Here is a 26,492-nt window from a genome sequence, read left to right as displayed (position 1 = left end):
TCCCTGACGGATCACCATGTCGGCTGCTCCACCCCGCCCTTGCCCGGGCCGGCCCCGCCCCCGGGCTCGGGGCGCGCGGAGTTGCCCTTGCCGGCCGCTCCCGGGACGGCGGTTACCGGGCCACCAGCAGGGCCAGCCATTGGCGCGCCCGTCGCCGCGTCGACATCCGTCGGACGGTCCTGGCCCGCGTTCTTCACAGCCGCCCGGCTCGCCACCGAGCGCCCGGCGCTCGCCCCGGTCACCATGCCCGCCGCTGCTGCGCCGTAGGTGACGGGCGAAGCGACCGACCAGCCGTCCGAAGTCACCTTCAGGCGCTGCTTGGTGTGCTGCTCCTGCTCCTCGTAGTTGGTGGCGGTCAGGTCGGCCTTGCGCTGTGCCTCGTCGATCGCCCCGTGCAGGGCGGTGAGGACGTCGCGCAGGCCGTCGCGCATCATGTCGTACTGGTCGTGCAGTGCGGTCGCCTCCGCGAACTCGCCGAACGAGCCGCGCCCGACACCGGACTTGGTGTGCGTGGTGGGACCGTCCGCGCTCTCCTGGAACTCGGACAGCAGGCCGCGCACCTGCCCGGCGAAGGCCCGAAGGTTGTCCACCTCGACCTTGTAGCCAGTACCCGTGCTTGTTCCCTTGTCCGCCAAGACGCCGCGCCTCCCCCGTATTGTCCAACCGGCGTGAACTGCTCAAGCCTGCCAAGTATTCAACTGGCCGCCAAGCCCCCCTGTCCAACACCGCCCGTCCCCGTACGACCGTTCGGGACACACCGGTAACTTCACCATCTGTTGTTACCGTCTGAGCTTCAGTTGGTCAGGCACTTGGTCGGGCACTTGGTCGGGCACTTGGTCAGGCAGTTGGTCGAGCCTCCGCCCCCGGTCACCCTAAACCGCCCCGAGCGCCCGCCGGCACAGCGAATCGGCGAGCCTCGTCGTTTCCGGCAGGCGGTACTTCGGGGTCAACGCGAGGACGGTGTTCACCGCTTCGGGGAGGCCGATTCGGTGACCGACCGAGACGAAGACCGGTTTCACCCCGGTCCGGGTGCGCAGGGCGCGGCCGACTTCCTCGCTGGTGGCGGGGTCCGTCAGCGGCGAGGAGGCGCCGCGCTCGGCGGCGGGGGGCGTGGCGGAGAAGGTGAACGGGGTCTTGGCGACGCCGATGGTGGGCAGGCCGGTGAGGACGCCGAGGTGGCTGGCCAGGCCGAGGCGGCGGGGGTGGGCGAGGCCGTAGCCGTCGCAGACCACGAGGGAGGGGCGGCGGGTCAGGCGGGAGAGGGCGTCGACCACCGCGGGGATCTCACGGAACGCCAGCAGGCCGGGGATGTAGGGAAAGGGGACGCGGCCCACTGCGGTGGACTCCTCGACCACCGACAGCGTGTCGAGGTCCAGCAGGACGGCCGCCGCCGCGACCACGTCCCGTTCGTCGTCGTACGCCACGTCGACGCCGGCGATCAGCGCACCGGCGGCGGGCGCGGGGCCGGACGGCTCGACCAGCGGGCGCAGGCGTTGCTGCTCGGCGAGGGCGGCCTCTTCGGTGGTCGGCCAGGCGGACAGGTCGACGGGCGTGATCACGGGTTCCCCCAGCAGTGGCAGACAGCGACGCGGGCCACGCTAGCGGCACCTCCCGCCGACGCGGCCCGCGCACCTGCCGAACCGTCACAGACCACACCATCACATGCCGAACCGTCACCGGCCGAACCATCAGCCGCCGAGCCGTCACCGGGTGGAGACCACCACGGTCTTCGCCGACTTGTCGTGGATGCACTGCCGGTACGGCTTGTCGAAGACGCCGAAGACACCGTCGGCCACCCACCACAGGCCGCAGCAGAGCACCGCGGGCAGGGTGTAGACGGCGGCGCGGGTCCAGGCGGCGGAGCCGGTGGGGCTGCTGCCGTCGGCGAGCATCGCGACCCGGACGTTCATCGCCTTCTTGCCGAGCGTCTGACCGTCGCGGGAGAGCATGACGCCCTCGTAGATCAGGTACAGGCCGTAGTAGAGCCAGACGCCGCCGGTCCAGCCGTTCCGGCTGCCGAAGCCGGTGAACGGGAGGACCAGGACGAAAGCGATCACCTGGATGATCACGTAATCGATCAGTCGGGCCAGGATGCGGCTCGGCCAGGTGCCCAGCGGGGGCATGCCGGCGATGGCTTCGGGGCCGCCGCCCGGCTGTCCGGTGGGCGAGCCGCCGTACGGGTTGTCGCCGTAGGGGCTGCCGCCGTACGAGCCGTTGTAGGGGGCGGCGCCGTAGGCGTTGGAGTCGTACGGGGAGCCGGTCGGGGGCGGCGGGGGTGGCGTGTCCGAGGGCGGACCCGACTGGGGCGGCTGCTTGTCGAAGGAGGGCTTGCCGCCCCCCTCCGGCTCAGGGCTCGAAGGGTTGTAGCTGCTCATGCGAAGAGTAGATCACCGCAAATCGTATGTTCTGCGGATATCTGACCCGTTTCGCCCGAGGTGACACTGTTTCAGATCCGCACGACCTTGGTCCGGGCCACCCGGTCCGGCCAGGAGCCGAGAGCGGCGAGGCCGAGCACGGTGAGCACCAGCAGTTGGCCGAGCAGCCAACGGACCAGCGAGCGGCCCAGGCCCGGCGGGCGACGGGTGCCGGCGGCGACCACCCGCAGGCCGAGCAGCCGCTTGCCGATGGTGCGGCCGCCCCGGGTGGTCGGAAGCACCTCGAGGAGCAGGCCGGCCAGCAGGAGCGCTCCGAGCAGCAGGGCGGCCCGGCCGACGACGGTGCCGTCCACCAGCCAGACCTGGACCTCACGACCGGTCAGGTGACTGACCGTCCTGGCGCGGTCGAGCTTCTGCTGCAGGTAGTCGGCGGTGGCGGAGCCGAGTGGGACGGCGACGGCGGCGGAGACGGCGACGAACACCAGGCTGTCCACCAGTCGCGCGAGCGCCCGTCGACCGAGCCGCGCACGGGTGAGGGCAGGCGCACCGGCGGGCTTCCGGCGCGTGGCAGCCCGAACCGGAGCCGGGGCGCGGGCGGGCACGGGAGCCGGAGCCGGAGCCGGAACAGCAGCAGGCGCAGGAACAGGAACAGGCGTGGACGCGGAAGTCGACGGGGCCGACTTCTCAGGGACGGCAGGGACGGCAGGAACGGGAGCAGCAACGGGAGCAGGAACCGGCACCGGAACAGCGGGCGCAAGCTCGGCCCCCCAGGACACCATCCGGGGCCCAGCCCCCGTCTCCAGCAGCCCCCGTGGATCCGCCTGCCAGGGCCCGGCCGCGAGCCCCTCCCCCCGGGTGAAGACCGCCCCGGCCGAGGTCTCGTCCAGAAAGACCGGCCCGGTCTCCACGAGCGGGGCCTCGGCCACCTCGGGAGCCACCGACCCGACCGGAGCAGCGGGCGCTGAAGGCACAACGGCCGCAGCGGGGGCTGAAGGCGCAGAAGGCACAGAAGGCGGCGGGATGTACCGCCCGCCCGCCCCGACCCCCACCCCGACCGACCGCGCGGCGAACCGGGGCGGGGCCAGCACCTCCCCCTCGGCGGGGGCGGGGCGGCTGGTCCCGGGCACCCAGGCGCCGCCGTTCCAGTAGCGGACGAAACCGGGCACCGACGGGTCCGGGTAGTAGCCGGGCGCGGGTGCCCCGGCCGTGTCCACGCTGGCCACCAACGGCTGGTCCGACATGCAGATCTACTCTCCTGTGGGCCTCCGGCGGGGCGCACGCCACGTCGCCGGGCAGTCACAAAGGGTAGCCCTTAACGGTCCGGCGCGACGGAACTTGTCGATTCCCGGGACAGCGAATCCCCGGACCCGCTTGGCTGACCAGCGCGGTCTACCCGCGCGCGGGCCCTCACCGCGCGCCCCGTTCCGCACGCTCACAACTCCGACCCGCAAACCCGTGTAAGAGTCCGCCGCCACCGCGCTCTCTTCGGTTGAACCGCCCCACAGGGCCGACGACAACCGAGAGGATCCGCACCCATGGACAGCCGCCCGAGCGTGGTGGAGCACGAACTCGAGCTCCGCCTTGTGCTCTCCCCCGAGCGCAGCGTCCCCGTCCCGGCCCGCCTGTCGTACGGCAGCCACGACCCGTACGCCGTGCACATCACCTTCCACCTGGACACCGGCACCCCGGTGACCTGGGTGTTCGCCAGGGAGCTGCTGGTGGAGGGCACCTTCCGCCCGTGCGGCCAGGGCGACGTGCGGATCTGGCCGACCCGGGACGGGCGGCGGAGCGTGCTCTGCCTGGCCCTGACCTCGCCGGGCGGCGACGCGCTGCTCGAGGCGCCGCTGCCGGTGGTGGCGGCGTGGCTGGAGCGCTGCCACCGGCTGGTGCCGCCGGGCAGCGAGCTGAACGTGCTCGACCTGGACGGCTCGCTGGCGGAGCTGCTCACCTGAACCGGGCCGCCCGCGTAAGCCGGCCACCCACCCACCCACCCACCCGAACCGAGCCACCCACCTGAACCGGGCCGCCCACCCGAACCGACCCACCCACCCGCGCCGGCCGCCCCACCCGCGCCGACCCGCTCAGCGCACCGGCACGGGCCCCGCAACCTCGACGGCCTCCACCGGCACGACCGAGTCCTGCTGCCGCGGCACCAGCGGCTGCCCGGCCGCTCGCCGCCGGGACCGGACCCGCAGCGCGGCGACGAGCAGGAAGCAGAGCCCGATCCACGGGTACATCCCGGCCGGGAGCTGCTTGAAGAGGTTCATCTGCAGGTTGGTGATGCCCTTGTGCGGCACGAGCCACATCGAGAAGGAGCAGAACCCGACCACCGTCAGCCAGAAGATCACCCGCCACCGCCGACGTCGCACCTCCACCGCGCGGGACCGCTCGTGCGAGGCTTCGGCGGCCAGCAGGACCAGCAGCGGCACGCACCAGATCCAGTGGTGGGTCCAGCTGATCGGCGAGATCAGCAGGGCGGTGACGGCCGCGCAGCAGACGCCCCAGGCCTCGGCCCGGGGCAGCCAGCGGGAGCTGCGGTAGGTCCAGACGGCGATCGCCAGACCGGTCACGGCGACCAGGCCGGCCGCCAGGGTGGCGGTGCTGCCGGGGTTGGCGTGGTGCAGGAACCGGGCGAGGACGCCGCGCAGCGACTGGTTGTCGACGATCTCGGTCTTGCCGACCCGCGAGGAGTCGTAGAGGTACTTGGTCCAGAAGCCCCAGGTGGCGTCGGGCAGCACGGCGGCGCCGATCGCGAAGGTGGCCAGGAAGGTGAAGCCGGCCACGAAGGCGGCCCGGATCCGGCCGGTGAGCAGCAGGTAGACCGCGAAGAAGCCGGGGGTGAGCTTCATGCCGGCGGCGATGCCGATCCCGATGCCCTTCCACTGGCGGTGGTCGGGCGTGGTCAGGTCCCAGAGCACCAGGCAGATCAGGATCAGGTTGATCTGGCCGTAGCGCAGCGTGGTGAAGACCGGCTCCAGCCAGACGCCGAGGCCGGCGACCAGCACCACCCCGGCCGGCCGCAGCTCCCGCCGGGGCCAGCCGACCAGTCGGAACGCCAACAGCGCGGTCAGGCCGAGCAGCGCGAGGTTCCCGGCGGTGATCGCCACCCGCAGGAAGCCGACCGCGAACCAGGTGGTCGGGACGAAGAGCATGGCCGCGAACGGCGGGTAGGTGGCGGGCAGGTTCCACTGGGTGACCCGCAGTGCGTAGAGGTCGTGGCCGTGGGCCACGGCGCCGCCCTCGGCCCGGTAGACGATCATGTCGACCATCGAGGTGCCGATGAAGTGGCGCACCACGGCGTAGCAGAGCAGCGAGCCGAGCGCGATCAGGACGGCTTTGCGCAGCTGCCGCCGGGGGGCCTCGCGCACGGCCCGGCGCGCCTCGCGGGCGGTTTCGCGCACGGTTCGGAGCGCCGCGGGGACGGTTCCCGCCGTCCGCCGGTCGTGTTGCACCGTTGTCACTGCCCGCTCCATCCCGCCGGTCGGTCGACCAGCCATCGACCATACCGGAGGGGTCGGGCGGCAGCCCCCGGACGGAAGCTGCCACTCGACCCCGCAGCCGGCTACCGGCGCGATCAGCCGGTGTAGGCGCCGAACGCCTTGGTGAAGTCCAGCGGCTGCTGCACGATGCTGCTGCAGGTGGCGTCGGCGTAGGCCTTGGCGCCGCCGTCGCAGGCCTTGTCCCGGGTGCCGGACCACATGGCCAGCCAGGCCAGGTGCTTGCTGCCGGCGAAAGCGGCCAGCTGCTTGGCGTCCGCGACGGTGAAGATCTCGGTGGCGACGTCGTTGACGCCGATCATCGGGGTGACCGCGACCTTGGCCCAGGCGTCCGCGTCGTTCAGCCCGAGCACGCTCTTGACCTGGGCCTGGGTGGCGGTGGCGGCGTCGATCGCGTAGCTGCCCATCTTGCCGTTCGGGTTGGGCGCGACGCCGTCGCCGAAGTCCATCGCCATGATGTTGACCGCGCCGATCTTCACCCCGGCGCTCTTGGCGCCGGCCACCAGGTTGATGCCGTCCTGGGTCAGGCCGCTGGGCAGGGCCGGCAGCGTGAAGGAGACGTCCAGCGCCTTGCCCTTGCTCGCGGCGGTCTGCTGCAGCTGGGCGATGGCCTGGGCGCGGCGGGTGTTGGCGGCGGTGTCGGCGAGCGCGCCGCCCTCCACGTCGAAGTCGACCTTGGTCAGCCCGTAGGCGTCGACGGCCTGCTGGTAGGCGCCGGCCAGCGCGCTCGCCGAGGAGCAGGCGGTGGCCAGTTCGCTGCCGTTGGCGCCGCCGAAGGAGACCCGGACGTCGCCGCCGATCCCGCGCAGCGCGCCGATCTGCGACGCGACCGCGTCGGAGGCGAGGTCGCTGACGCCGCCCCACTTCGGCACGCAGCCGCCGCCGGAGACGACAAAGGCGAGGTTGAAGTTCTTCACGCCGCCGGCCTTGGCGGTGCCCACCAGGTCGTAGGCGGGGTAGAGCGAGGTGTCGACGTACGGGGCGAAGACGGCCTTGCCGCCGACCGGGACCGGCACGGGCGCGGGCGTCGGGGTCGCGGTCGCGGTGGCCGAAGCGGAGGGCGTCGGGGTGGGCTTCGCGCTGGTCGGCGAGGCGCTGGGCCTGGCGCTGGTGGCCGGGGCCGAGGGCGCGGCGCTGGTGGGTATCGCGGTGGGCGCCGCCGTGGGCGTGCCGGTCGGGCGGCCGGAGGGGACCGGTGTCGGGCCGTCGCCGGCCTTGCAGGAGGCGTTGTTGATCAGGCAGTTGGCGGGCTCGCCCTGGGCCGCGCCGGCGGCCTGCACGACGAAGCCGACGTCCACGCTCTGGCCGGCCGCGATGGTCTTGTCCCAGGACGCCGGCTTGACCGTGACGCGCTGGCCGCTGGTGGTGAAGGTGGCGTTCCAGAGCGAGTCGATCTTCGCCCCGGCCGGCAGGTCGAAGCTCAGCGTCCAGTCGTTGATCGCGGCGCTGTTGCCGTTGCTGATCAGGTACTGGCCGGTGTAGCCGCTGTCCCAGGTGCTGGTGCGGCTGTAGACGGCGCCGACCGAGGCCGCGCTGGCGCTGGAGGCGAGCACCGCCACCCCGCCCGCGACAACGGCTGCCGCCACTGCGCTCGCCCCGATCACGGTGCCCTTGCGGCCGCGGCGGCGGTGGCCCGCGCGGCGGGTGGTCTGGTTCGTCATCGGAGCTCCTCGGGGGATGAGCAGTCAGGGGTGCCGGGAGCCCTCACTCCCGGCGCGGCCGACGCTAGCGCCCCCGAGGGGCCGTGAAACGGCTGCTCAGACAGGGGTAGCCGTCCCTTAGGAGCCTCTTAAGGAAGAGCCGGTTCAGGCCTTCGAACGCCGTCGGCCGCGCCCGATCCGTCGCGGGCTCTGGGCGGGCAGGCTCGCCCCGGTGCCCAGCCGCAGCCGGATCTCGGCGCCGCCGAGCCCGGCCGAGCGGCCCAGCGCCAGATCACCACCCGTGGCCTCGGCGAGTTTGCGCACGATGTCCAGGCCGAGGCCGGTGGAGCCCTCGCCGCCGTGGCCCTCGCCCCGGCGCAGCGCGGCCGACGGGTCCTCGATGCCCGGCCCGGCGTCCCCGACCAGCACGATCACGGCGTTCTCGGTGGCCATCACGTCGACCGAGAAGGCGGTGCCGATCGCGGTGTGCCGGAAGACGTTGCCGAGCAGCGCGTCCACGGCGGCGGCCAGGTCGGCGCGCTGCACCGGCACCGGCGCGGGTGCGTCCAGCCCGTAGAGCTGCCAGGACCGGCCCTCGTCCTCGGCCAGCGCCGACCAGAAGCCGACCCGTTCGCGGATCACCTCGGCGGCGTCGCAGCCCACCGTGACGGCGGGGGCGTCGCCGGGTGAGCGGCGGGCCGAGCGGATGATCTGGTCCACCTCGCGCTCCAGTTGGGCGACGGCGTGCCGGGTGGCGTCGGCGGCGTCGCCGTCGCCGAGCGAGGCGGCGTTGAGCCGCAGCACGGTCAGCGGGGTGCGCAGCCGGTGCGACAGGTCGGCGGCCAGTTCCCTTTCGGCGGCCAGCAGGTGCACCACCCGGTCGGCCATCGCGTTGAACGCGACGGCGGCTTCCCGGAGTTCGGCCGGGCTTCCGTCCTCCTGCGCTGCCTCGACCGGGACCCGGACGGCCAGGTCGCCGGCGCCCAGCGCGCGGGCCGCGCCGGCCAGTCGGCGGGCCGAGCCGACGATCCGGGCGCCCATCCGGTCGGCCACCAGCACCGCGACGGCGACCAGGCCCAGCGCGACCAGCGAGAGCACCAGCCAGGCGGTGGAGACGCCCCGGGTCAGGTCGCCGTCGGCGACGTAGACCTCGACCACCGCGACCCGGGTGGTGTCCACGGCCACCGGCTGCAGCCGGGCGAAGCCGCCGGGGACCTGGACGGTCAGCGCCCGTCCCTCGTTGCCGGCGCTGGAGATGTCGGCCGGGGTGGCCCGGGCGGTGCCCACGGTCTGGCCCTCGACCACGGTGCTGCCGGCCGACGGCGGCAGGTGGACCGCGATCCGGCCCTGCGCGCCGGCCTCGGTGCTGGCCAGGGCGCGGGCCAGGTCGTCCTGGTCGGTGGTGATGGCCAGCGCCGGGCCGAGCGCGGCGGCCTGCCGGTCGGCCGCGGTGAAGGCGCGGTCCCGGGCGGTCTTCTGCACCATCAGGCCGAGCGGGATCAGGAAGGCCAGCGCGACCATGGTGGTCCCGGCCACGGCGGCCTTGACCAGCGCCCACCGCAACGAGGCGCCGCGGCGTTCGACCGGCGGCGCGCCCTGCTCCCCCGGTGCGCCGCGGCGTTCGTTCACGGCCGGTGCTCCGGGACCGCTGCCGGGGCCTCGAGGCGGACCCCGACGCCGCGCACGGTGTGCAGGTAGCGGGGGTTGGAGGCGGTCTCGCCGAGTTTGCGGCGCAGCCAGGACAGGTGCACGTCGATGGTCTGGTCGCCGCCGTAGGTCTGGCGCCAGACCTCGGCCAGGATCTCCTTGCGCGGCACCACCACCCCGGGGCGGGCGGCCAGGAAGGCGAGCAGGTCGAACTCACGGCGGGTCAGGTCCAGCGCCCGGCCGTCCAGCACCGCCTCGCGCCGCTGCACGTCGATCGTCAGGCCGCCGACCCGCAGCACCGGCGCGACGGGGGCCATGCCGCCGCCGAGCCGGCGCAGCACGGCGGTCATCCGGGCCGTCAGGTGCTCGCCGGAGAACGGCTTGACCAGGTAGTCGTCCGCGCCGTCGTTGAGCAGCCGGACGATCTCGGCCTCGTCGTCGCGCGCGGTGGAGATGATCACCGGGACGTTGGTCAGTCCGCGGATCATCTTGAGTGCCTCGCTGCCGTCCAGGTCGGGCAGGCCGAGGTCGAGGATCACCAGGTCGCAGCCGACCTGGGCGACCTCGCGCAGCGCCTCCAACGCGGTGCCCACGCTGCGGACGGCATGCCCGGACTCGGACAGGTGGCGGATCAGGGCCGAACGGACGAACGGGTCGTCCTCGACCACAAGGACTGTTGCCATGGCCCTGCACGGTACGGCATCCGATGATTTCGCAAGAACCTTGACCATTTCCGTTCAGTGTCCGAGCGGTGTCCGGGCAGCGCCCGAGCAGCGGACCGCCTGCCCGCGGCCGACCGTACGGCCCGCTGACCTGTCGTCCGGGGGGATACGGCAGGATGGCGGCGATGCGAAGCGGACTGGTTCAGACGGGCGCCTGGGCGGCGGCCACCACGGCGGCGGTGGTGCTGTCCTGGTTGGGCGTCAGCACCGTGCTCTCGGACGCCGCCTTCGAGGCACCGGGCGCCCTGCCGCTGCCGCACGGCACCCTCGCCCCGGCGGCCTCGGCGAGCGGGGCGGGCGCCGACCCGCAGCCGGAAACCACATCCGCCGCGCCGAGCACGGCCGCCAGCCCCACCCCCTCTCCCTCCCCCTCGGCGGCGAGCCCGTCCGCGTCCCGCGCCGCGGCGCCCGCGACCAGCCGGCACACCGCGCCGGCCGGCAGCTCCGCCCCCGCCGGCCAGGGCCAGCCCAGCACCGTGCACAGCTACCTGGTCCCGGGCGGCCGGGTGGCCCTGGACGAGCACCCGGACCGCGCCGAGCTGGTCTCGGCCACCCCGGACGCGGGCTGGCAGATGCAGATCTGGAACGGCGACCAGTGGCTGCGGATCGACTTCTCCAAGGACGGCGCGGCCAACTCGGTCTTCGTCACCTGGAACGGGCACCCGCCGGACGTCCAGACGGTGGTGCGCTAGGTGCCTGTCCGGTCGATCTTGTCGGATCAGCGTGCGGCGTTGGGCGCCCGGCTGGGCGTGCGCCCGAGTCGGCCTCGTACTGGGCCGTACTTGGGCGATTCGGGCGTGCGTCCAGCCGGGATGCCCGGCGTCGCGCGCCCGGCAAGATCGGCCGGACAGGCCCTAGGGCCTCGGGCACGCCGCAGCCCCCGGGTCGGAGGGGACCCGGGGGCTGGATGCGGCAGGCGGGACTACAGGTTGCCGCGCTTCTCCTGCTCGCGCTCGATCGCCTCGAAGAGCGCCTTGAAGTTGCCCTTGCCGAAGCCCATCGAGCCGTGCCGCTCGATCATCTCGAAGAAGACCGTCGGCTTGTCCTGCACCGGCTTGGTGAAGATCTGCAGCAGGTAGCCGTCCTCGTCTCGGTCGGCCAGGATCTTCAGCTCGCGCAGCTCCTCGATCGGCACCCGGGTGTCGCCGACCCACTCGCCGAGGGTGTCGTAGTAGCTGTCGGGGGTGTCCAGGAACTCCACGCCGGCCGCCCGCATCTGGCGGACCGTGTGGACGATGTCGTTGGTGGCCAGCGCGATGTGCTGGACGCCGGGGCCGCCGTAGAACTCCAGGTACTCGTCGATCTGCGACTTCTTCTTGGCGATGGCCGGCTCGTTGAGCGGGAACTTCACCTTGCGGGTGCCGTCCGCGACCACCTTGGACATCAGCGCGGAGTACTCGGTGGCGATGTCGTCGCCGACGAACTCCTTCATGTTGGTGAAGCCCATCACCCGGTTGTAGAACGCCACCCACTCGTTCATCTTGCCGAGCTCGACATTGCCCACGCAGTGGTCGATGGCCTGGAAGTTGCGCTTCTTCAGCGGCTCCACGATCGGCCCGCGGGCGACGTAGCCGGGCAGGTACGGGCCGGAGTAGCGGGAGCGGTCGACCAGGGTGTGCCGGGTCTGGCCGTAGGTGGCGATCGCGGCCAGCACCACGGTGCCGTGCTCGTCGGTCAGCTCCTGCGGCTCGCTCAGGCCGGTGGCGCCGTGCTCGGTGGCGTAGGCGTAGGCGGCGTGCACGTCCGGCACCTCGATCGCCAGGTCGATCACGCCGTCACCGTGCTCGGCCACGTGCTGGTCGAGGAACTTGCCGTGCTCGGTGCTCGCCTTGACCACCGAGGTGAACACGAAGCGGGCGCCGCCGGACTCCAGGACGTAGCTGGCGGTCTCCCGCGAGCCGGTCTCCGGGCCGCGGTAGGCGACGCAGCGCATGCCGAAGGCGGTGGAGTAGTAGTGCGCGGCCTGCTTGGCGTTGCCCACGGCGAACTCGACGGCGTCCATCCCCCGCACCGGGAAGGGGTCGGCCTTGCCCGCGTGCGCGGGGATGGACTCAGCGGCGATATCGGTCATGACGGCCTCCCTGTAGGGCGTGGGACCTCTCCGTGCCCCTGGGGTGTGGGGCCGTGTGGCCCCGTGGCTCGGTGTGGGGCCCTCCCCACGGGGTTGTGGGGTGAGCGTGGCCCCGATCACAGCATTGCGCAACAGTTCCATTCCGCGCTGGTCAAACTGCGCCCTCCGGCGGGACAATCCGGGCAGTGACTGGACAGGCTGCTCAGTGGAAGGGTCGACATGCTGAACTCCCCCATCGACGCCTTGGACGGCCGGCTGATCGCGCTGCTGACGGCGGAGCCCCGGCTCGGGGTGCTGGAGTGCTCACGCCGGCTGCAGGTGGCCCGCGGCACGGTGCAGGCGCGGCTGGACCGGCTGCAGGCGCGCGGGGTGATCGGCGGCTTCGGTCCGGAGATCGAGCCGGCCGCCCTCGGCTACCCGGTGACGGCCTTCGCGACCCTGGAGATCTCGCAGGGCCAGGGGGCCGATGTGCGGGCCCATCTGGCGGGGGTCCCGGAGGTGCTGGAGCTGCACACCATCACCGGCCAGGGCGACATGCTCTGCCGGATCGTGGCCCGCTCCAACGCCGACCTGCAGCGGGTGATCGACCGGGTGGTCGGCTTCGACGGGATCGTCCGGGCCGCGACCGCGATCGCCCTGGAGAATCCGGTGCGCTACCGGGTGCTGCCGCTGGTGGCCCAGGCCGCGGGCGAGCAGTAGTCACGAGCCGCGCGCCGCACCGCGGCGGTCAGCAGCTGGGCACCGGCTGGCCGCCGCGCAGCGCGTTGAGCGAACTCAGCGCGTCGGTCAGCGTGTTGACCGGGATCAGCTGCAACTGGGCCGGAGTGTTCACCTTCGCCTCCGAGCACTCCCCGCGCGGCACCAGGAAGACGGTGGCCCCGTCCCGCGCCGCCGCCTGGGTCTTCAGCGCCACTCCGCCGACCGCGCCGATGGTGCCGCTGTCGTCGATGGTGCCGGTGCCCGCGATGTTGCGCCCACCGGTGAGGTCGCCGCCCTTGCCGTCGCCGGCCAGCTTGTCGATGATCGCCAGGCTGAGCATCTGGCCGCCGCTGGGGCCGCCGACGTCGCCGAGGTCGATCGTGACCTTGACCTGGTCCGGCGACAGGTGCAGGTAGTTCAGTGCGACCGTGGTGGCGCTGTCCTGGGCCTGGGTCATCTGCTGCTGGTTCTGCTGGTTGGCCTTGGTCGGGTTGCCCTGCGGGTAGACGGCGTCCCGGGGCAGCACCGCCGCCTTCGGGTCGAACCAGCCCTGCACCGCCTGCCGCAGGCTGATCGACTCGCCGGGGCCGGTGGCCAGGATGGTGGTGACCCGCAGCGCGCCGCTGGTCTGCCGCACCGGGGCGCCGGTGATGGTGACCACCTGGTGGCCCTCGAAACTGCCCAGGGCGTCGGCGGTGTCCCCGGGCGTCTCCTTGGTGAACGGCAGCGGCGCCCGCCCCGCCACGGCGAAGAGCGTCGCCAGCACCAGGGCGCAGAGCAGCAGTGCACGGCGGTGCGGGGTCAGCCAGGAGCGCAGCCTCTGGTCAGCGGGCACGGTCTGGTCAGCGGGCGCGGTCCGGTCAGCAGGCACAGACCGAATCCAAACACACCTGGGCTAGCGCAGTGCGTCCGCCACCTCGGTAGCCGCCTCCACCACGCGCGGGCCGACCCGCTCGGGCACCAGGCCGTTGAGCATCACCACGCCGACGCTGCCCTCGATGCCGCTCAGGCCGACCAGCGCGGCGGCCGCGCCGCTGGCGCCGGACTGCTCCTCCGCGCGGGTGATCACGAAGCCCTGCTCCGGCCGCCGCTGGCCGGGGAACTTGCGGGCCTCCAGGATCGCCTTGCCGGCCGCGCTCTCGTCCAGCGGGTGGCGCAGGCCGGTGCGGTAGGCGACGTGGAAGTCGGTCCAGCTGGGCTCCACCACGGCCACCGCGAGCGCCTCGGTGCCGTCCACCAGGGTCAGGTGGGCGGTGGCGCCGAGGTCCTCGGCCAGGCTGCGCAGCGCGGGCAGCGCGGCCTCGCGCAGCAGCGGGTGCACCCGGTGGGCCAGGCGCAGCACGCCCAGGCCCACCCGGGCCCGGCCGCCGATGTCGCGTCTGACCAGGCCGTGCTGTTCCAGGGTGGCCAGCAGCCGGTAGACCACGGTGCGGTTGACGGCCAGCCGGGCGGCCAGCTCGGTCACGGTCAGGCCGCGCTCGGAGTCGGCCAGCAGTTTGAGGACCCGCACTCCGCGGTCAAGGGTCTGAGAAGTCTCAGCGGTCACGACGCTTTCCTTTCCGCGGCGGTCGCCCGGGCCGGCGGGCGCCGGAACGGGACGGGGAGACGCGCGCAGGGGTGGTGGACGCGGCGGGCCGGCTGCGTCGTCATTGGCACACACGGCCGTGCGCGCTCCGGTCGGAGGTCGTGCCTACGAGAGAGCGTGGGGGAAAGGTAGTAAGTGTTTCGCCGCTGCGGAAGTGGTTGTCCAAAATTCGGTCATGATCGATATTTTCGATTCGGACTAATCGGGACATAACTCGCCATTTTGCTGGCGTACGAAGCTCTCCGACACCCGCCGACTCCGAGTAGCGGACAGCACCGGTGCTAGCGGGCCCACTCCTTGACCTTGGCGATCCGCGCCTTCAGCTGGTTGGCGGTCGCCTGGGCGGTGAGCGGACCGCCGCACTGGCGGCGCAGCTCGTTGTGGATGGTGCCGTGCGGCTGGTTGGTCCGGTGGTGCCAGGCGGCGACCAGCCCGTTCAGCTCCTTGCGCAGGTCGCGCAGCTCCTGGTGGGTCACCACCGGGCGCTGCTCGGCCGGCAGCTCCAGCAGATCGGCCTCCTCGGCCGGCTTGGCCTTGGAGCGCTGGATCTGCCGGGTCTGGCGCTTCTGCAGCAGCAGGTGCACCTGGTCCGGCTCCAGCAGGCCCGGGATGCCGAGGTACTCCTCCTCCTCCTCGCTGCCCGGGTGCGCCTGCATGCCGAATTCCATGGCGTTGTAGAGCACCCGGTCGAAGACCGCGTCCGAGCCCAGCGCCTCGTAGGAGAGCTCTTCGCCGCCGGCTCCGTCCGGCCCGTCGTTGGCCCGCTCGGCCTCGGCGAGCAGCCGGTCCTCCTCGTCGAAGAGGCCCTCGCTCTCCTTCTTCGGCCGGTCCAGCACGTGGTCGCGCTGCAGCTCCATCTCATTGGCGAAGCCGAGCAGCATCGGGACGGACGGCAGGAAGACGGAGGCGGTCTCGCCGCGCTTGCGGGCCCGCACGAAGCGGCCGACGGCCTGGGCGAAGAAGAGCGGGGTGGAGATCGAGGTGGCGTAGACGCCGACCGCCAGGCGGGGGACGTCGACGCCCTCCGACACCATGCGGACCGCGACCATCCAGCGGTCGTCGTTGGCCGCGAAGTCGGAGATCTTCTTGGACGCCTCGGCCTCGTCGGAGAGCACCAGGGTGGCCTTGTGCCCGGTGATCTCGCGGATCATCTTGGCGTAGGCGCGGGCCACGTTCTGGTCGGTGGCGATCACCAGTCCGCCGGCGTCCGGGATCGCCTTGCGCACCTCGGTCAGCCGCTTGTCGGCCGCTCGCAGCACATTGGGGATCCACTCGCCCTGCGGGGCCAGCGCGGTGCGCCAGGCCTGGGCGATCAGGTCCTTGGTCATCGGCTCGCCGAGCCGGGCCTCCAGCTCGTCGCCGGACTTGGTCCGCCAGCGCATGTTGCCGCTGTACGAGAGGAAGATCACCGGCCGCACCACGTGGTCGGCCAGCGCGTGCCCGTAGCCGTAGGTGTAGTCGGCGACCGACTTGCGCAGCCCGTCGGTGTCCTGCTCGTACTGGACGAACGGGATCGGGTTGGTGTCCGAGCGGAACGGCGTACCGGTCAGCGCGAGCCGCCGGGTGGCCGGCTCGAAGGCCTCGAAGCAGGCCTCGCCCCAGGACTTGGAGTCGCCGGCGTGGTGGATCTCGTCCATGATCACCAGCGTCTTGCGGGACTCCGTGCGGTTGCGGTGCAGCATCGGGTTGACGCCCACGCCCGCGTAGGTGACCACGATGCCGTGGTACTCCTTCGACAGCGGGCCCGAGGAGTACGCCGGGTCCAGCTTGATGCCTATCCGCGCGGCCGCCTCCGCCCACTGCTTCTTCAGGTGCTCGGTCGGCGCGACGACGGTGATCTGCTGCACCAGGTGGTTGTGCAGCAGGTAGGAGGCCAGCGTGAGGGCGAAGGTGGTCTTGCCGGCGCCCGGGGTGGCGACCGCCATGAAGTCCCGGGGCTGCTTCTCGATGTACTTGTCCAGCGCCCCCTGCTGCCAGGCCCGCAGCTTGCCGGCGGTCCCCCACGGGGCACGGCCCGGGAACGCCGGCGACAGGTGGTGCGAGGAGGTCGACGCCCCGCCCGTCCGTACCGCGTGCTGCGGCTCGGCGGCGTCGGAGAAGAGCGGCGACATGTCGGAAGATGCGGCAGTACTCACGGTCTCCGGGAGGGATCGTCGCAGGTCAGGGCGGGCAAGCGGCCCCCACCGGCAGTCAGGCGGGCGATCGGACAACCCGCCTAGCCTACCGGGCCCGACTGAACGGCGAACTCCGACACGGAGCGCTCAGGCCAGTTGGCGCAGCCCCTGGGAAATCGTCTTGATCTCGTCCGTCCGGCCGGTGGCGACCGCGATCACCAGCTTCTCGGCCGCGTCGATGTCGGGAACCAGATCGACCCCGTTGATCGCCAGGAAGGTCACGCAGGAGAGCCAGGCAGTGCGCTTGTTCCCGTCGAAGAGCGGATGGTTGATCAGGAGCGACTGCAGCAGAGCCGCGGCCTTCTCGAACAGGTCTGGGTACGCCTCCTGCCCGAACATCTCCGCCGATGGCCGATGTGCCGCGGATTCGAGCAGGCCGACGTCCCGCACCACGATCTGCATGTCCTCACAGGCCGCCGCGGCAACCCCCAGGATGTCCTCGGCCGAGAGGTACAGGTAGCTCACTTCAGCCGATCCATCAGCTCACGCCACTTCGCCGCCTGCTTGAGCGCCGTCTCGCGCACCAGGGCCTGCTGGGCGGTGCGGGCGAGGTAGTCGTCAACCGCCTTGACGACGATCGCGTTCATGCTGATGCCCTCCTGCTCGGCACGCTGCTTCAGGGCCTCTGCCTGGTCGTCCCGGAGACGAAGGTTCATTGCCATACCCATGAGCGTAGCTCCATGGGGCCAATCTGGTACCACATTTCCGTGACCCACATCACCCGTTCGCCCCGTAATCCCCCGCCCCCTCCCGACTCTCTCCCCGTGTACGCATCACCGCACCGAGGGAGCCACCATGCGCAACGCCGCCGTCGAGCACGTCGTGAACGCCCGACTGATCCTGTCCAGCCAGTGCTCCACCGGCCTGCGGGTGGCGCTGCGGTACCGGGCCGAGGACCCGCTGGCGGTGCGGATGGTCTTCCCCGCCGAGTACTCGCTGGACGAGCAGCCGGCCCCGACCGGCGGCTCCGAGGTGGTCTGGGTCTTCGCCCGGCAGCTGCTGGCGAGCGGGCTGGACCTGCCGGCCGGGGTGGGGGACGTGCACATCCGGCCGTCCCGGGGGCCGCACACCATGGTCGAGTTGCGGGCGCCGGAGGGGGTGGCACTGCTCCGCTTCGAGGACGGGGACCTGCGCCGGTTCCTCTGGGCCAGCTGGCTGACGGTCCCGGAGGGCGAGGAGCACCGTCACTTGGACCCCGACCGCGCGCTGGCCGAGCTCCTTGGCCGGTGACCGTTCAGGAGGTGACCGTTCAGGAGGAGAGCTTGCGCATCAGCCGGACGCCCTGGCTCGCCGTCAGGTGCGGCAGGTAGGCCCTGCCGATCGCCCGGGTGATGTTGGGCAGCGCAGCCGGGTCGGGGTAGAGCATGTACATCGGCCGGTACTCGGGCTGGAACTTGGCCTTGAAGGCGAGCAGCGAGCGGAAGCCGTAGACCGGCTCCAGGCTCTTGCCCATCCAGTCGAGCATCTTCTGCAGCGTGGTCGGCTCGCGGCCGCGGTCGGCCCGGGCCAGCGGTGCGCCGGACAGGCTGAGGAAGCGGGCTCCCTCCTCCTTGAAGCCGAGTGCCGCCGAGGCGATCAGGAACTCCATCACGCCGCGGAATCCGTCGCTGCGCCGGCGCATGAAGTCCAGCGTCCAGCCGATCGGCCGGCCGTCCTGGTAGACCGGCATCCAGCTGGTCAGCCCGTGCACGGTGCGGTCCCGGTCGACGGCGACCAGCACCCGCACCGCCGGGTCGGTCAGCTCGTCCAGGCCGCCGAGCGTGAAGCCCATCTCGGGCAGGCCCTTGTCGGCCACCCACTCCTCGGAGATCGAGCGGATCTGGTCGCGGATCGCCAGCGGCGCGGTCTGCCAGCTCCACCACTCGGCGGTGATGCCCTCCTTCTTGGCCTTGTTGAGGGAGGTCCTGATGTCCTGCCACTTCTTTCCGGTGAAGGCCAGGTCGGGCAGCGGGACCACGGTGTCCTCCGCCACCTGCAGCGAGCGCCAGCCGAGCTGCTCGCCGGCCTGCAGGGTCTGGGTGGTGACGCTGTAGAAGCAGGGTGTCCAGCCGCGGGCGTCGCAGTACCTGGCGAAGCCGCCCACCGCGCGCTCGCGGGCGGCGGGCTCGCCGAACGGGTCGCCGGTGGTCAGCGCGACGGTGGCCAGCCCGATCGAGCTCAGCACCCGGTAGGGGACGGCGGCCTCGCCCCGTTCGTCGAACCAGTAGTGGTTGCCGTCCCAGGTGGAGATGAAGGAGAGCGTGGAGCCTCCGTACCGGGTGAGCAGCTCGCGGGCCCGGGCGGCGTCGGCGGCGTCCTCGTGCACCCAGGGCTGACGCAGCGCCAGCAGCAGGGCGATCAGGGCGACCACCCAGAAGAGCAGGCCGCAGTAGGTCTCCAGGGCCTGGGCGGTGCCGCCGACCGCGACCGGGTAGCTGAACACCAGGTCGTTGTAGGCCGGCGGCAGGAACTCCGAGGGCAGGCCCTTGACCAGCGCGCGCAGCGTGGCGTCCGGCTCGTACTGGTCGCGCACCAGCCAGCCGATCCCGACGTAGGCCGCGCAGGAGGCCAGGAAGGTCCCGCCGATCACCGCGCCGAGGCGCCACAGGTCCCGCCCGGGCAGCCGCAGGTCGAAGCGCCGACGGGTGACCAGCAGCAGGAGCAGCACCAGCACCGGCATCAGCAGTGCCTCGCCGACCAGTTGCCAGACCACCGCCCGCCCGCCGAGGTCGGCGGCCTGGTCGAGCAGCAGGTTCAGCAGCCAGCTGAGCAGCGCGATCCAGAGCAGCTGCACCACCACCACGGACCACCAGGCCAGCCGCAGGCCGCGGCGCAGCCCCTCGGCCAGCACCAGCAGCAGGATCGGGATCAGCGCCGCCATCAGTCGCCCGGGCGACTCGAAGAAGTGCAGGACCGACTTGAGGTGGGCGCAGTCGTCGGCGGAGACCGAGCAGGCGTAGTCGATGTCGTCCTTGGTCGGGGGCCGGGAGAAGTAGAGGTCGCTGAAGGTGTTGAAGGGGCCGAAGGCGTCCCGGTAGAGCGAGGCGACCAGCGGGCCGATCGCCGAGCCGGCCACGCAGAGCGCCACCAGCACCCGGGTCTCGTTGTGCGAGGCGCGGCGCGGTCGCAGGGTGCCCTTGTCGCGGACCAGCAGGGCGCCGACGGCCAGTCCGAAGAGCGAGCCGACCAGCCGCTGCACGCTCTGCAGGTGCCCGATGTAGAGCATCATCACCAGCGGCACCAGCAGCACCAGCAGCTGCAGGCGGCGGCGCCAGAGCGCGGTGAGCTTGAAGCTGAGCGCGCCGGCCAGGGCGAACAGGCCCACGCCGGGCCCGACCGCGTTCTGCTGGTCCAGCCCCTGGGTCCAGGTCTCGCCGACCGCGATGCCGAGCCGGACCAGGCCGGTGCCGACCAGGGTCCCGACGATCTGCCCGCCGACCAGCAGCGCCACGGTGCGCGCGACGCCGAGGCGCCGCTCGGCGGCCGGCCCGATCACCACCAGGATGGCGGTGGTGACCAGGTAGGCGGCGATGCCGGAGCACCACAGCAGCGAGCTGATCGGGGTCCACCAGTGGCCGGCCGAAAGGGCCGGGATGCCGACGCCGACCTGCACGACCAGATGCTGCGGCGGTCCCGCGCCCAGACTGTGGGTCAGCCCGCCGATCACCCACAGGGCCACGGTCAGGGCGACCGTCAACGGCGCCTCGCGCAGTGCCTGGAGCAGCAGCAGCGGCACCCGCACCAGGCGGTGCCAGCGGCCCTCCGGTGTCGGGGTGACCGGGCCGTCGTCCACGGCCGTCTGCAGCGTCATCGCCTGCGCCCCGCTCTCATCGGATCAGCCCCGTCACCTGCGAGAGCCAGAGCAGCTGCCCGCTCAGACCGGCCCGGAACACGTTCCAGTCGTGGCCGCCGGGCACCGTGGTCCAGGTCGCCTTCATGCCGGCGTTGACCGCGGCCTGGTAGACCTTCTGGGTCTGCGGCCCGTACTCCCCGTCGCTCTTGCCGGCCACGAAGGCGCCGTTGGTGTCGGGGAACCGCTGACGGGCCATCACGTGCAGCGGGTCGACGGCGTTGAAGGCCGCCTCGCTGCCGCCGAAGGCCGCGTCGAGGGTCTGGCCGTGGCTGCCCAGGGTGGGCTCCTCCTGTCCGGACATGTCGATGAACGAGCCGTAGACCTGCGGCGCGTTGACGGCCAGCTGGACCGCGCAGGTGCCGCCGAGCGAGAGCCCGCCGATCGCGAAGGCGCCGCGACCGGTGGCGGTCTGCAGGTTGGCGTGCACCCAGTCGGGCACGTCCTGGGCCAGGTAGCTCTGTGCGTTGGCCATCTTCGAGTCCACGCAGAGGGTGTTGCCCCAGGTGGAGCCGGTCTGGTCGACCACCAGCACGATCGGGGCCAGGCCCTGGTGCTGCGCGGCGAAGCCGTCCATGATCCCGGCCAGGCCGCCGGAGTTGACCCAGTCGGCCGGCCCGCCGGGCTGACCGGCCATCAGGACCAGCACCGGCAGCAGCGGGCGCGGGTCGGCCTGGTAGGCGGGCGGCAGGTAGACGTAGCCGTCCCGGGCCTTGAAGCCGGACTTGGTGCCCGGCACCGGGGTGGTCGAGAGGGTGCCCTTGCTCGGCAGCCCGGACGGCCGGTGCCACTCCTCGGAGAGCGCCTTGCCCGGCGGCACCGCCACCGTGCTCTTCGCCCGGGCGGTGCTCAGTTTCGGGGTGTTCTCCAGCCAGGGCGCGAACAGCACCCGCAGCGTCGGGTACTGGTCGAACTGCCGGTTGACCTGTGAGGAGGACATCAGCAGCACCAGCAGCGCGGCGCCGGTGACGGCGAACCGGCCGCGCCAGCGCAGCGGCGGCAGGCGGAAGACCGCCAGCAGGAAGCCGAGCAGCGCGATCCCGATCCAGAAGACCACCTTGCGCGGCAGCCCCTCCGGGAGCGGGTGCCACCAGTCGTCCACCCAGAACCGGATCAGCACCGTGCCGGCCGCCGCCAGCACCACCGCGCAGGGCAGCCGGCGGCTCCACCAGTGGTTGCTGGACGAGACCGCCAGGCCCAGCAGCGCGAGCAGCCCGACGACGAGCACCAGCACCGGGAGCGCGCCCCGGGTGATCGGCCAGTCCAGCGGCCCTTCCCATGCGAGCGTCATGCCGCCCTCCGATGGCCCGTCAGGTGCGCGTAGACCACCAGGTTGCCGCGGTAGCCCTGGCCCTTGGTGTAGCCGCCGCCGCAGGTGATCAGCCGCAGCTGCGGGTCGGGGGCCTGGCCGTAGACCTGGCGGTCCGGGAAGGCGGTGCGGTCGTAGACGTCGACGGCGTCGACCACGAACCAGGCGGTGGTGCGGTCGGCCCTGGCCACGTCGATCCGGTCGCCGCGGTGCAGCGCGCCCAGTCCGTAGAAGACGGCGGGGCCGCGAGCGGTGTCCACGTGACCGGTCATCAGGGCGGTGCCGCGCTGGCCGGGGCTGACGCCCTGGTGGTACCAGCCGGCCAGGTTGCGCTCGCTGTCCGGCGGGGTGGCCAGGTGGCCCTCGCCGTCCAGGGCGACGGCGGTGACGGGGGCGTCCACACCGATCGCCGGGATGCTGATCCGCACCGGTGCGGCGGCCGCCATCGGGGTGCCGCTGAGGCCGGCCGGGCGGACCGCGCCGCCGCTCGGCGCCTCGGCGGGCGAGGGGGCCGGCGGCTCGCTGCCCCCGGTGCCGTCCTGCACCAGCCAGGCCCCGACCACCATGGTCGCCCCCAGCACCACCGCTCCTGACCAGGGGCTTTTGCGCCCGCCCACCTGTGCCCCTCTTCGCTTCGGCTCCGACAACTCTGATATTCCGGTCATTCCACCCGCTCAGCCAATCCGGACGCGCGGGCGGGTACATCGGTTGCACTGCCCCCGGACTGGGCTCCGCCCCGGCGCAGCGACGGCACGCTGGGCAGCCGCGGCCGGACCAGGAACCCCTCGGCCAGGCCGTTGGCGATCGCGATCACCGGCAGCTCGGAGGGCTTCTCGTAGAGCAGGAAGCGCGGCTCCCAGACGGGCTGGTACTTGGCGTTGGCCCGGTACAGCGACTCCAGCTGCCACCAGCGGGAGAGGAACTTCAGCACCGCCCGGCACAGCCGCAGTACCGGTCCGGCACCGAGCTTGGCGCCGGCCTCGAAGACGTAGCGGAACATCGCGAAGTTGAGCGAGACCCGGGTGACCTCCAGCTCGCCCGCCTCGGCCCGCAGCAGCAGCTCGGTGACCAGGAACTCCACCAGGCCGTTCTCCGACTCCCGGTCCCGGCGCATCAGGTCCAGCGAGAGGCCGTGCGCGCCCCAGGGGACGAAGCTGAGCAGCGCGCAGGTGCGGTCGTTCTCGTCCCGGCACTCGGCCATCAGGCAGTCGCCGTCGGCCGGGTCGCCGAGCCGGCCGAGCGCCATGGTGAAGCCGCGCTCGGTGCGCCCGTGCCGCCAGGCGTCGGCCAGGTGCACCAGATCGGCCAGTTCGTCCTCGGGGATGTCCCGGTGCCGGCGGATCACCGCGCGGTAGCCGGCCTTGCGGACCCGGTTGTGGGCCTGGCGCAGGGTGCGCATCGAGCGGCCCTCCAGGCTGAACTCGGCCACCTCGACGATCGCCTCGTCGCCGAACTCCAGGGCCTTCAGGCCGGTCCGCCGGTAGGCGTTGCCGGCCTGCTCGCCGGCGCCGGTGACGGCCGGCACCCAGGCGTGCGCGCGGGAGGTCTCGCGCCAGCGGTCGATCGCCTGCGGCCAGGCCTCGGGGTCGCCGATCGGGTCACCGGAGGCCAGCGCCACCCCGTTGACCACCCGGTAGAGCACCGCCGCCTTGCCGGACGGCGACCAGCAGACCGACTTGTCGCGGCGCAGCGCGAAGTAGCCGAGCGAGTCGCGGGCGCCGTGCTGCTCCAGCAGGGCGCGCAGCCGGCTCTCGTCCTCGGGCTCGAGCTGGACCCGGCCGCGCGGGGAGCGGAAGAAGACCCGCACCACCAGGAGGAAGAGCGCGGCGCCGAGCACGTTGATCACCAGGTCGGCCCAGCGGCCCACGGTGACCTCCGGCACCAGCTCGCCGAAGCCGGAGACGGTGAAGAGCCGGATCGCGGCATAGCCGAAGCTGGAGTCCCAGTCGGCCTGCGGCGCCATGTCGCTCGCGTGGATCAGCACGGCGCCGAGCGAGGTGACCAGCGCGCCGCCGACCACCAGCACCGAGAGGCCGAGCACGGTGTTGCCGCGCGCGCCCCGGACGTGGAAGGCCGGCCGGCTCGCCGCCAACGCGCCCAGCAGCAGCACGGTGAGGGTGGCCGAGACCCAGTTGAACGGATGCTCGCGATCCTCCGGAAGGACCACCAGGGCGAGCCCGAAGAGCACCGTGTAGAGGGTGACCACCGCGGTCGTGACGATCCAGGCGGCCCGCTTGCGGCGCCGCAGCATCACCGCGAGCAGGGCGGCGAAGAGCGCGGCGGTGAAGCCGGCGGTCACCAGGACGGGGGTGAAGAAGTCGCCGCTGTTGGCCTGCTGGACCCGCTCGCGGAACGGGGCGATCAGGCCGGCCAGCAGGTTGAGTGCGGCGGCGATCCGCAGGTACCACTGGGCGAAGCCGGCGCACCGCTGCCGCCAGCGCGGCAGCGGTCGGGGCGGCTGCGCCGGGACGGCCACCGGGGAGGCCGCCAGGGCCGGCTCGGCGGCCGGCACCGGGACCGGCTCCGCGCTGACGTCCGGCGCGCCGGCCAGCAGGTTGTAGGCGCCGGTCTTGAAGGCCAGCACCCGCCGGTGCACCCGTGCCTCGCGCCGCTCGGCCCGGGCCATCCGCCGCGGCCGGCTGCGGTAGCGCCAGCGGGCCCACGGGCTGCCGGGCCGGGCCAGCCGGATCGCGCCGACCACCGCGAGCAGCGGGATCATCACGCCGATCAGGCCGGTCCACAGCTTGCCTTTGAGCAGGCTGATCACCACCAGGACCAGCAGCACGCCGGCCACCACCAGCTGACCGACCGACAGCGGGCCGCTGAAGCCGCCCAACGGCAGCTGGCCGAGCAGCAGCAGGGCGATCAGCGCGACGGCCAGGATCACCGCGTCCACCGAGGTGCGGCCCTGCTCCTTCCAGTAGACGTCCTCCAGGTGCAGCACCAGCGCGAACTCGTCCAGCACCAGTCCGCAGCCGACCCCGAAGGCCAGCGCCAGCGCCTCGCGGGTGTGGCTGGTGAGGCCGTGCACGGTGAATCCGCCGACGCCGGCCACCAGCATCAGGGCCTGGCCGAAGACCACGTGGTGGATGTGCAGCCCGCCCGGGGTGACGTTGCCGGGCCACCAGGAGGTGCCGCGGCGGATCATCCGGGTACTGAACCGGATGAACAGGAAGGCGGAGATCAGCCCGAGCAGCAGGAGGAAGAGCGGCTGGCGTCCGGGTTCCACGATGCGGGAGTGGTAGGCGTCCAGCACCGACTGCCACATGTGATGCCGCTCCTCCCGCTACTGTCGTCCAATCAGATGATCCATCGACTCCCCGCGCGATTCGACACGCCGATCGGCTGGTCTTAACGGGCGTTTGGCCCCTGCCCTGCCGACACCGCGGGTGACACCGTGCCATTCTGAAGGACAAATCGCCTATAACGGTCATTCAGCGGATGACTTGCCACTAGCTAGGCAGATCCGCGCAGTTCGGACCGGTTGGGCGCGCCCGCCCCCACCAGTCGCGCCGGGCCGACGCCCCCGATTTGGAGTGATCATGGACGCACTGTCCCGCCGCACCCTGCTCGCGGCCGGCGCCGCCACCGCCGCCACGGTGGCCGCCGGCTGCGCCCCCCGTCCCGACGCCGCCGCCAAGGCCGACGCGGCCGCCCCGGTCCCCGCGGCGAGCCCGACCGCCGCCTCCCCGGCCGCCCCGGCCACCCCCGCCAAGCCCCCCGCCACCCTGATCGGCGACGGCTCCACCTCCGACACCGGCCCGCAGCCCAACCAGCCGCAGCCGGAGCCGCTCGAACTCGGCCAGCGGCCGCCGCAGTTCGTGGTCTTCTCGTGGGACGGCGCGGGCGAGCTGGACAACCGGCTGTTCTCCCGGTTCCGCCAACTCGCCGCCGACCACAACGCCTCGATGACCTTCTTCCTCAGCGGGATCTACACCCTGCCCGAGTCCAAGAAGCAGCTCTACCACCCACCGCAGCACCACATCGGCGCCTCCGACATCGGCTACCTGGCCGACCAGCACATCCACGACACGATCACCCAGATCGGCGCCGCCTGGCTGGACGGCCACGAGATCGGCACCCACTTCAACGGCCACTTCTGCGGCGCCAACGGCGGCGGCCGCTGGTCCCCCGAGGACTGGGACAGCGAGATCCAGCAGGCGATGGACTTCGTGATGAACTGGCGCACCAACACCGGCTTCACCGACCTGCCGCCGCTGCCCTTCGACTACCGCAAGGAGCTGATCGGCGCCCGCACCCCCTGCCTGGAGGGTCAGCGCGGGCTGCTGCCGACGGCGGTCGCGCGCGGCTGGAAGTACGACAGCAGCGGGCCCGGCGGGCTGCAGGTCTGGCCACAGAAGATCGCCGGCGGCGCGCTGTGGGACATGCCGCTGCAGTCCATCCCGTTCCCCGGGCACTCCTTCCAGGTGCTCTCGATGGACTACAACATCATGTACAACCAGTCCGGCGACAACACCAAGGGCAACCCCGTGATGCACGGCGCCTGGCAGAAGCAGGCCAGGGACGCCTACCTGGCCGGCTTCGACCGCGCCTACTCCACCAACCGCGCGCCGATGTACATCGGCAACCACTTCGAGCAGTGGAACAACGGCATCTACATGAACGCGGTGGAGGAGGTGCTCAAGACCATCGCCGACAAGCCCGAGGTCCGGCTGGTCTCGTTCCGCCAGCTGGTGCAGTGGCTGGAGGCGCAGGACCCGGCGGTGCTGCGCAAGCTACAGTCGCTGGGGCCCGGCGAGAGCCCCTCGAGCGGCTGGTCGGGCTTCCTCGGCGGCGCTCGCTAGGTCCGTCCGGCCGACCGCGGCGAGCCGGCTCCGAGCCCCCCATTCGGCGCTACCCGGGGTGAGGAGCCATCACCCCAGGTTGCGGCCGGTTTTCCGGTCGCAGCGCGGTGCCGCTGCGGGTGCGGCGGCGGCCCGCAGC

General features: G+C 72.5%; 23 protein-coding genes. 5 read left to right on the top strand and 18 right to left on the bottom strand.

Annotated elements, in window-relative coordinates; genetic code table 11:
* Positions 1-11: 11 nt before the first annotated feature.
* The 4 genes from BR98_RS27865 to BR98_RS42655 all read right to left on the bottom strand — a co-directional run bounded on the left by BR98_RS27865 (position 12) and on the right by BR98_RS42655 (position 3,616).
* Positions 12-590 (bottom strand): hypothetical protein, encoded by a 579-nt coding sequence (locus tag BR98_RS27865; RefSeq protein WP_035848826.1) that lies wholly within the window; start codon positions 588-590, stop codon positions 12-14.
* Between the two features lie 282 nt (positions 591-872).
* Complete coding sequence (locus BR98_RS27860) at positions 873-1,556, bottom strand: endonuclease V (protein WP_035854153.1); 684 nt, start codon at positions 1,554-1,556, stop codon at positions 873-875.
* A 147-nt stretch (positions 1,557-1,703) separates the two neighbouring features.
* Positions 1,704-2,375 (bottom strand): RDD family protein, encoded by a 672-nt coding sequence (locus BR98_RS27855; RefSeq protein WP_035848824.1) that lies wholly within the window; start codon positions 2,373-2,375, stop codon positions 1,704-1,706.
* A 71-nt stretch (positions 2,376-2,446) separates the two neighbouring features.
* The gene (locus tag BR98_RS42655) at positions 2,447-3,616 is read right to left on the bottom strand and encodes an RDD family protein (protein ID WP_083977063.1); all 1,170 of its coding nucleotides are present in this window, start codon (positions 3,614-3,616) and stop codon (positions 2,447-2,449) included.
* Positions 3,617-3,910: 294 nt separating this feature from the next.
* On the opposite strand from BR98_RS42655, the gene BR98_RS27845 reads away from it, so the two are divergent.
* Entirely contained in the window at positions 3,911-4,327 is a 417-nt protein-coding gene (locus BR98_RS27845; RefSeq protein WP_035848822.1) for an SsgA family sporulation/cell division regulator, read from the top strand.
* Between the two features lie 129 nt (positions 4,328-4,456).
* On the opposite strand, the gene BR98_RS27840 is transcribed toward BR98_RS27845, so the two are convergent.
* From BR98_RS27840 to BR98_RS27825, 4 genes are all read right to left on the bottom strand, one after another.
* Positions 4,457-5,776, bottom strand: coding sequence for a glycosyltransferase 87 family protein (locus BR98_RS27840; protein WP_232247644.1), 1,320 nt, complete (start codon positions 5,774-5,776; stop codon positions 4,457-4,459).
* A 173-nt stretch (positions 5,777-5,949) separates the two neighbouring features.
* Positions 5,950-7,533 (bottom strand): glycoside hydrolase family 18 protein, encoded by a 1,584-nt coding sequence (locus tag BR98_RS27835; RefSeq protein ID WP_035848819.1) that lies wholly within the window; start codon positions 7,531-7,533, stop codon positions 5,950-5,952.
* Positions 7,534-7,677: 144 nt separating this feature from the next.
* The gene (locus BR98_RS27830; protein WP_035854149.1) at positions 7,678-9,075 is read right to left on the bottom strand and encodes a sensor histidine kinase; all 1,398 of its coding nucleotides are present in this window, start codon (positions 9,073-9,075) and stop codon (positions 7,678-7,680) included.
* A 62-nt stretch (positions 9,076-9,137) separates the two neighbouring features.
* Entirely contained in the window at positions 9,138-9,842 is a 705-nt protein-coding gene (locus BR98_RS27825; RefSeq protein WP_035848817.1) for a response regulator transcription factor, read from the bottom strand.
* A 164-nt stretch (positions 9,843-10,006) separates the two neighbouring features.
* Between BR98_RS27825 and BR98_RS27820 the strand changes: the two genes are divergently transcribed.
* Positions 10,007-10,573 carry a hypothetical protein gene (locus BR98_RS27820; RefSeq protein WP_035848815.1) on the top strand — a complete coding sequence of 189 codons (567 nt, stop codon included), beginning with the start codon at positions 10,007-10,009 and terminating at the stop codon, positions 10,571-10,573.
* A 230-nt stretch (positions 10,574-10,803) separates the two neighbouring features.
* Here the strand turns inward: BR98_RS27820 and hppD are convergent, their stop codons facing one another.
* On the bottom strand, positions 10,804-11,952 hold the full coding sequence (gene hppD, locus BR98_RS27815) for a 4-hydroxyphenylpyruvate dioxygenase (protein WP_035848813.1): 1,149 nt from the start codon (positions 11,950-11,952) through the stop codon (positions 10,804-10,806).
* A gap of 219 nt (positions 11,953-12,171) precedes the next feature.
* Between hppD and BR98_RS27810 the strand changes: the two genes are divergently transcribed.
* Positions 12,172-12,651: an Lrp/AsnC family transcriptional regulator gene (locus BR98_RS27810; protein ID WP_035848810.1), complete on the top strand. Its 480-nt coding sequence runs from the start codon at positions 12,172-12,174 to the stop codon at positions 12,649-12,651.
* Positions 12,652-12,679: 28 nt separating this feature from the next.
* Here BR98_RS27810 and BR98_RS27805 read toward each other — a convergent pair whose 3' ends face one another.
* The 5 genes from BR98_RS27805 to BR98_RS27785 all read right to left on the bottom strand — a co-directional run bounded on the left by BR98_RS27805 (position 12,680) and on the right by BR98_RS27785 (position 17,072).
* Entirely contained in the window at positions 12,680-13,486 is an 807-nt protein-coding gene (locus tag BR98_RS27805) for a S16 family serine protease (protein WP_232247642.1), read from the bottom strand.
* A gap of 60 nt (positions 13,487-13,546) precedes the next feature.
* Positions 13,547-14,197, bottom strand: a complete 651-nt coding sequence (locus BR98_RS27800) for an IclR family transcriptional regulator (RefSeq protein WP_035848807.1) — start codon at positions 14,195-14,197, stop codon at positions 13,547-13,549.
* A 320-nt stretch (positions 14,198-14,517) separates the two neighbouring features.
* Complete coding sequence (locus BR98_RS27795; RefSeq protein WP_051970275.1) at positions 14,518-16,347, bottom strand: DEAD/DEAH box helicase; 1,830 nt, start codon at positions 16,345-16,347, stop codon at positions 14,518-14,520.
* A 150-nt stretch (positions 16,348-16,497) separates the two neighbouring features.
* Positions 16,498-16,875 (bottom strand): type II toxin-antitoxin system death-on-curing family toxin, encoded by a 378-nt coding sequence (locus tag BR98_RS27790; protein ID WP_035848805.1) that lies wholly within the window; start codon positions 16,873-16,875, stop codon positions 16,498-16,500.
* A complete protein-coding gene (locus BR98_RS27785) occupies positions 16,872-17,072 on the bottom strand; it encodes a CopG family transcriptional regulator (RefSeq protein ID WP_035854138.1) in 201 nt (66 codons plus the stop codon). The genes BR98_RS27790 and BR98_RS27785 overlap by 4 nt, the downstream gene beginning before the upstream one ends.
* 133 nt (positions 17,073-17,205) lie before the next feature.
* Here BR98_RS27785 and BR98_RS27780 point away from each other — a divergent pair, with 133 nt between their 5' ends.
* Entirely contained in the window at positions 17,206-17,640 is a 435-nt protein-coding gene (locus BR98_RS27780; RefSeq protein WP_035848802.1) for an SsgA family sporulation/cell division regulator, read from the top strand.
* Between the two features lie 19 nt (positions 17,641-17,659).
* Here the strand turns inward: BR98_RS27780 and BR98_RS27775 are convergent, their stop codons facing one another.
* From BR98_RS27775 to BR98_RS27760, 4 genes are all read right to left on the bottom strand, one after another.
* Positions 17,660-20,200 carry a bifunctional lysylphosphatidylglycerol flippase/synthetase MprF gene (locus BR98_RS27775; RefSeq protein WP_051970274.1) on the bottom strand — a complete coding sequence of 847 codons (2,541 nt, stop codon included), beginning with the start codon at positions 20,198-20,200 and terminating at the stop codon, positions 17,660-17,662.
* Positions 20,201-20,216: 16 nt separating this feature from the next.
* On the bottom strand, positions 20,217-21,530 hold the full coding sequence (locus BR98_RS27770; RefSeq protein ID WP_051970273.1) for an alpha/beta hydrolase-fold protein: 1,314 nt from the start codon (positions 21,528-21,530) through the stop codon (positions 20,217-20,219).
* Entirely contained in the window at positions 21,527-22,114 is a 588-nt protein-coding gene (locus tag BR98_RS27765) for a class F sortase (RefSeq protein WP_051971199.1), read from the bottom strand. The genes BR98_RS27770 and BR98_RS27765 overlap by 4 nt, the downstream gene beginning before the upstream one ends.
* A gap of 95 nt (positions 22,115-22,209) precedes the next feature.
* Positions 22,210-24,816: a phosphatidylglycerol lysyltransferase domain-containing protein gene (locus tag BR98_RS27760; RefSeq protein ID WP_063774851.1), complete on the bottom strand. Its 2,607-nt coding sequence runs from the start codon at positions 24,814-24,816 to the stop codon at positions 22,210-22,212.
* A 274-nt stretch (positions 24,817-25,090) separates the two neighbouring features.
* Here BR98_RS27760 and BR98_RS27755 point away from each other — a divergent pair, with 274 nt between their 5' ends.
* Entirely contained in the window at positions 25,091-26,353 is a 1,263-nt protein-coding gene (locus BR98_RS27755) for a polysaccharide deacetylase family protein (RefSeq protein WP_035848789.1), read from the top strand.
* Positions 26,354-26,492: the final 139 nt, after the last annotated feature.

The organism is Kitasatospora azatica KCTC 9699 (assembly GCF_000744785.1).
GTDB lineage: Bacteria > Actinomycetota > Actinomycetes > Streptomycetales > Streptomycetaceae > Kitasatospora > Kitasatospora azatica.
This window is presented reverse-complemented; position numbering and strand designations above follow the sequence as displayed.

Coding starts and splice junctions, on each gene's coding strand:
- BR98_RS27760 (WP_063774851.1), bottom strand. CDS start 24,816: ATGTGGCAGTCGGTGCTGGACGCCTACCACTCCCGCATCGTGGAACCC.
- BR98_RS42655 (WP_083977063.1), bottom strand. CDS start 3,616: ATGTCGGACCAGCCGTTGGTGGCCAGCGTGGACACGGCCGGGGCACCC.
- BR98_RS27795 (WP_051970275.1), bottom strand. CDS start 16,347: ATGTCGCCGCTCTTCTCCGACGCCGCCGAGCCGCAGCACGCGGTACGG.
- BR98_RS27835 (WP_035848819.1), bottom strand. CDS start 7,533: ATGACGAACCAGACCACCCGCCGCGCGGGCCACCGCCGCCGCGGCCGC.
- BR98_RS27810 (WP_035848810.1), top strand. CDS start 12,172: ATGCTGAACTCCCCCATCGACGCCTTGGACGGCCGGCTGATCGCGCTG.
- BR98_RS27825 (WP_035848817.1), bottom strand. CDS start 9,842: ATGGCAACAGTCCTTGTGGTCGAGGACGACCCGTTCGTCCGTTCGGCC.
- BR98_RS27845 (WP_035848822.1), top strand. CDS start 3,911: ATGGACAGCCGCCCGAGCGTGGTGGAGCACGAACTCGAGCTCCGCCTT.
- BR98_RS27770 (WP_051970273.1), bottom strand. CDS start 21,530: ATGACGCTCGCATGGGAAGGGCCGCTGGACTGGCCGATCACCCGGGGC.
- BR98_RS27820 (WP_035848815.1), top strand. CDS start 10,007: ATGCGAAGCGGACTGGTTCAGACGGGCGCCTGGGCGGCGGCCACCACG.
- BR98_RS27775 (WP_051970274.1), bottom strand. CDS start 20,200: ATGACGCTGCAGACGGCCGTGGACGACGGCCCGGTCACCCCGACACCG.
- BR98_RS27855 (WP_035848824.1), bottom strand. CDS start 2,375: ATGAGCAGCTACAACCCTTCGAGCCCTGAGCCGGAGGGGGGCGGCAAG.
- BR98_RS27785 (WP_035854138.1), bottom strand. CDS start 17,072: ATGGCAATGAACCTTCGTCTCCGGGACGACCAGGCAGAGGCCCTGAAG.
- BR98_RS27780 (WP_035848802.1), top strand. CDS start 17,206: ATGCGCAACGCCGCCGTCGAGCACGTCGTGAACGCCCGACTGATCCTG.
- BR98_RS27755 (WP_035848789.1), top strand. CDS start 25,091: ATGGACGCACTGTCCCGCCGCACCCTGCTCGCGGCCGGCGCCGCCACC.
- hppD (WP_035848813.1), bottom strand. CDS start 11,952: ATGACCGATATCGCCGCTGAGTCCATCCCCGCGCACGCGGGCAAGGCC.
- BR98_RS27765 (WP_051971199.1), bottom strand. CDS start 22,114: ATGGTGGTCGGGGCCTGGCTGGTGCAGGACGGCACCGGGGGCAGCGAG.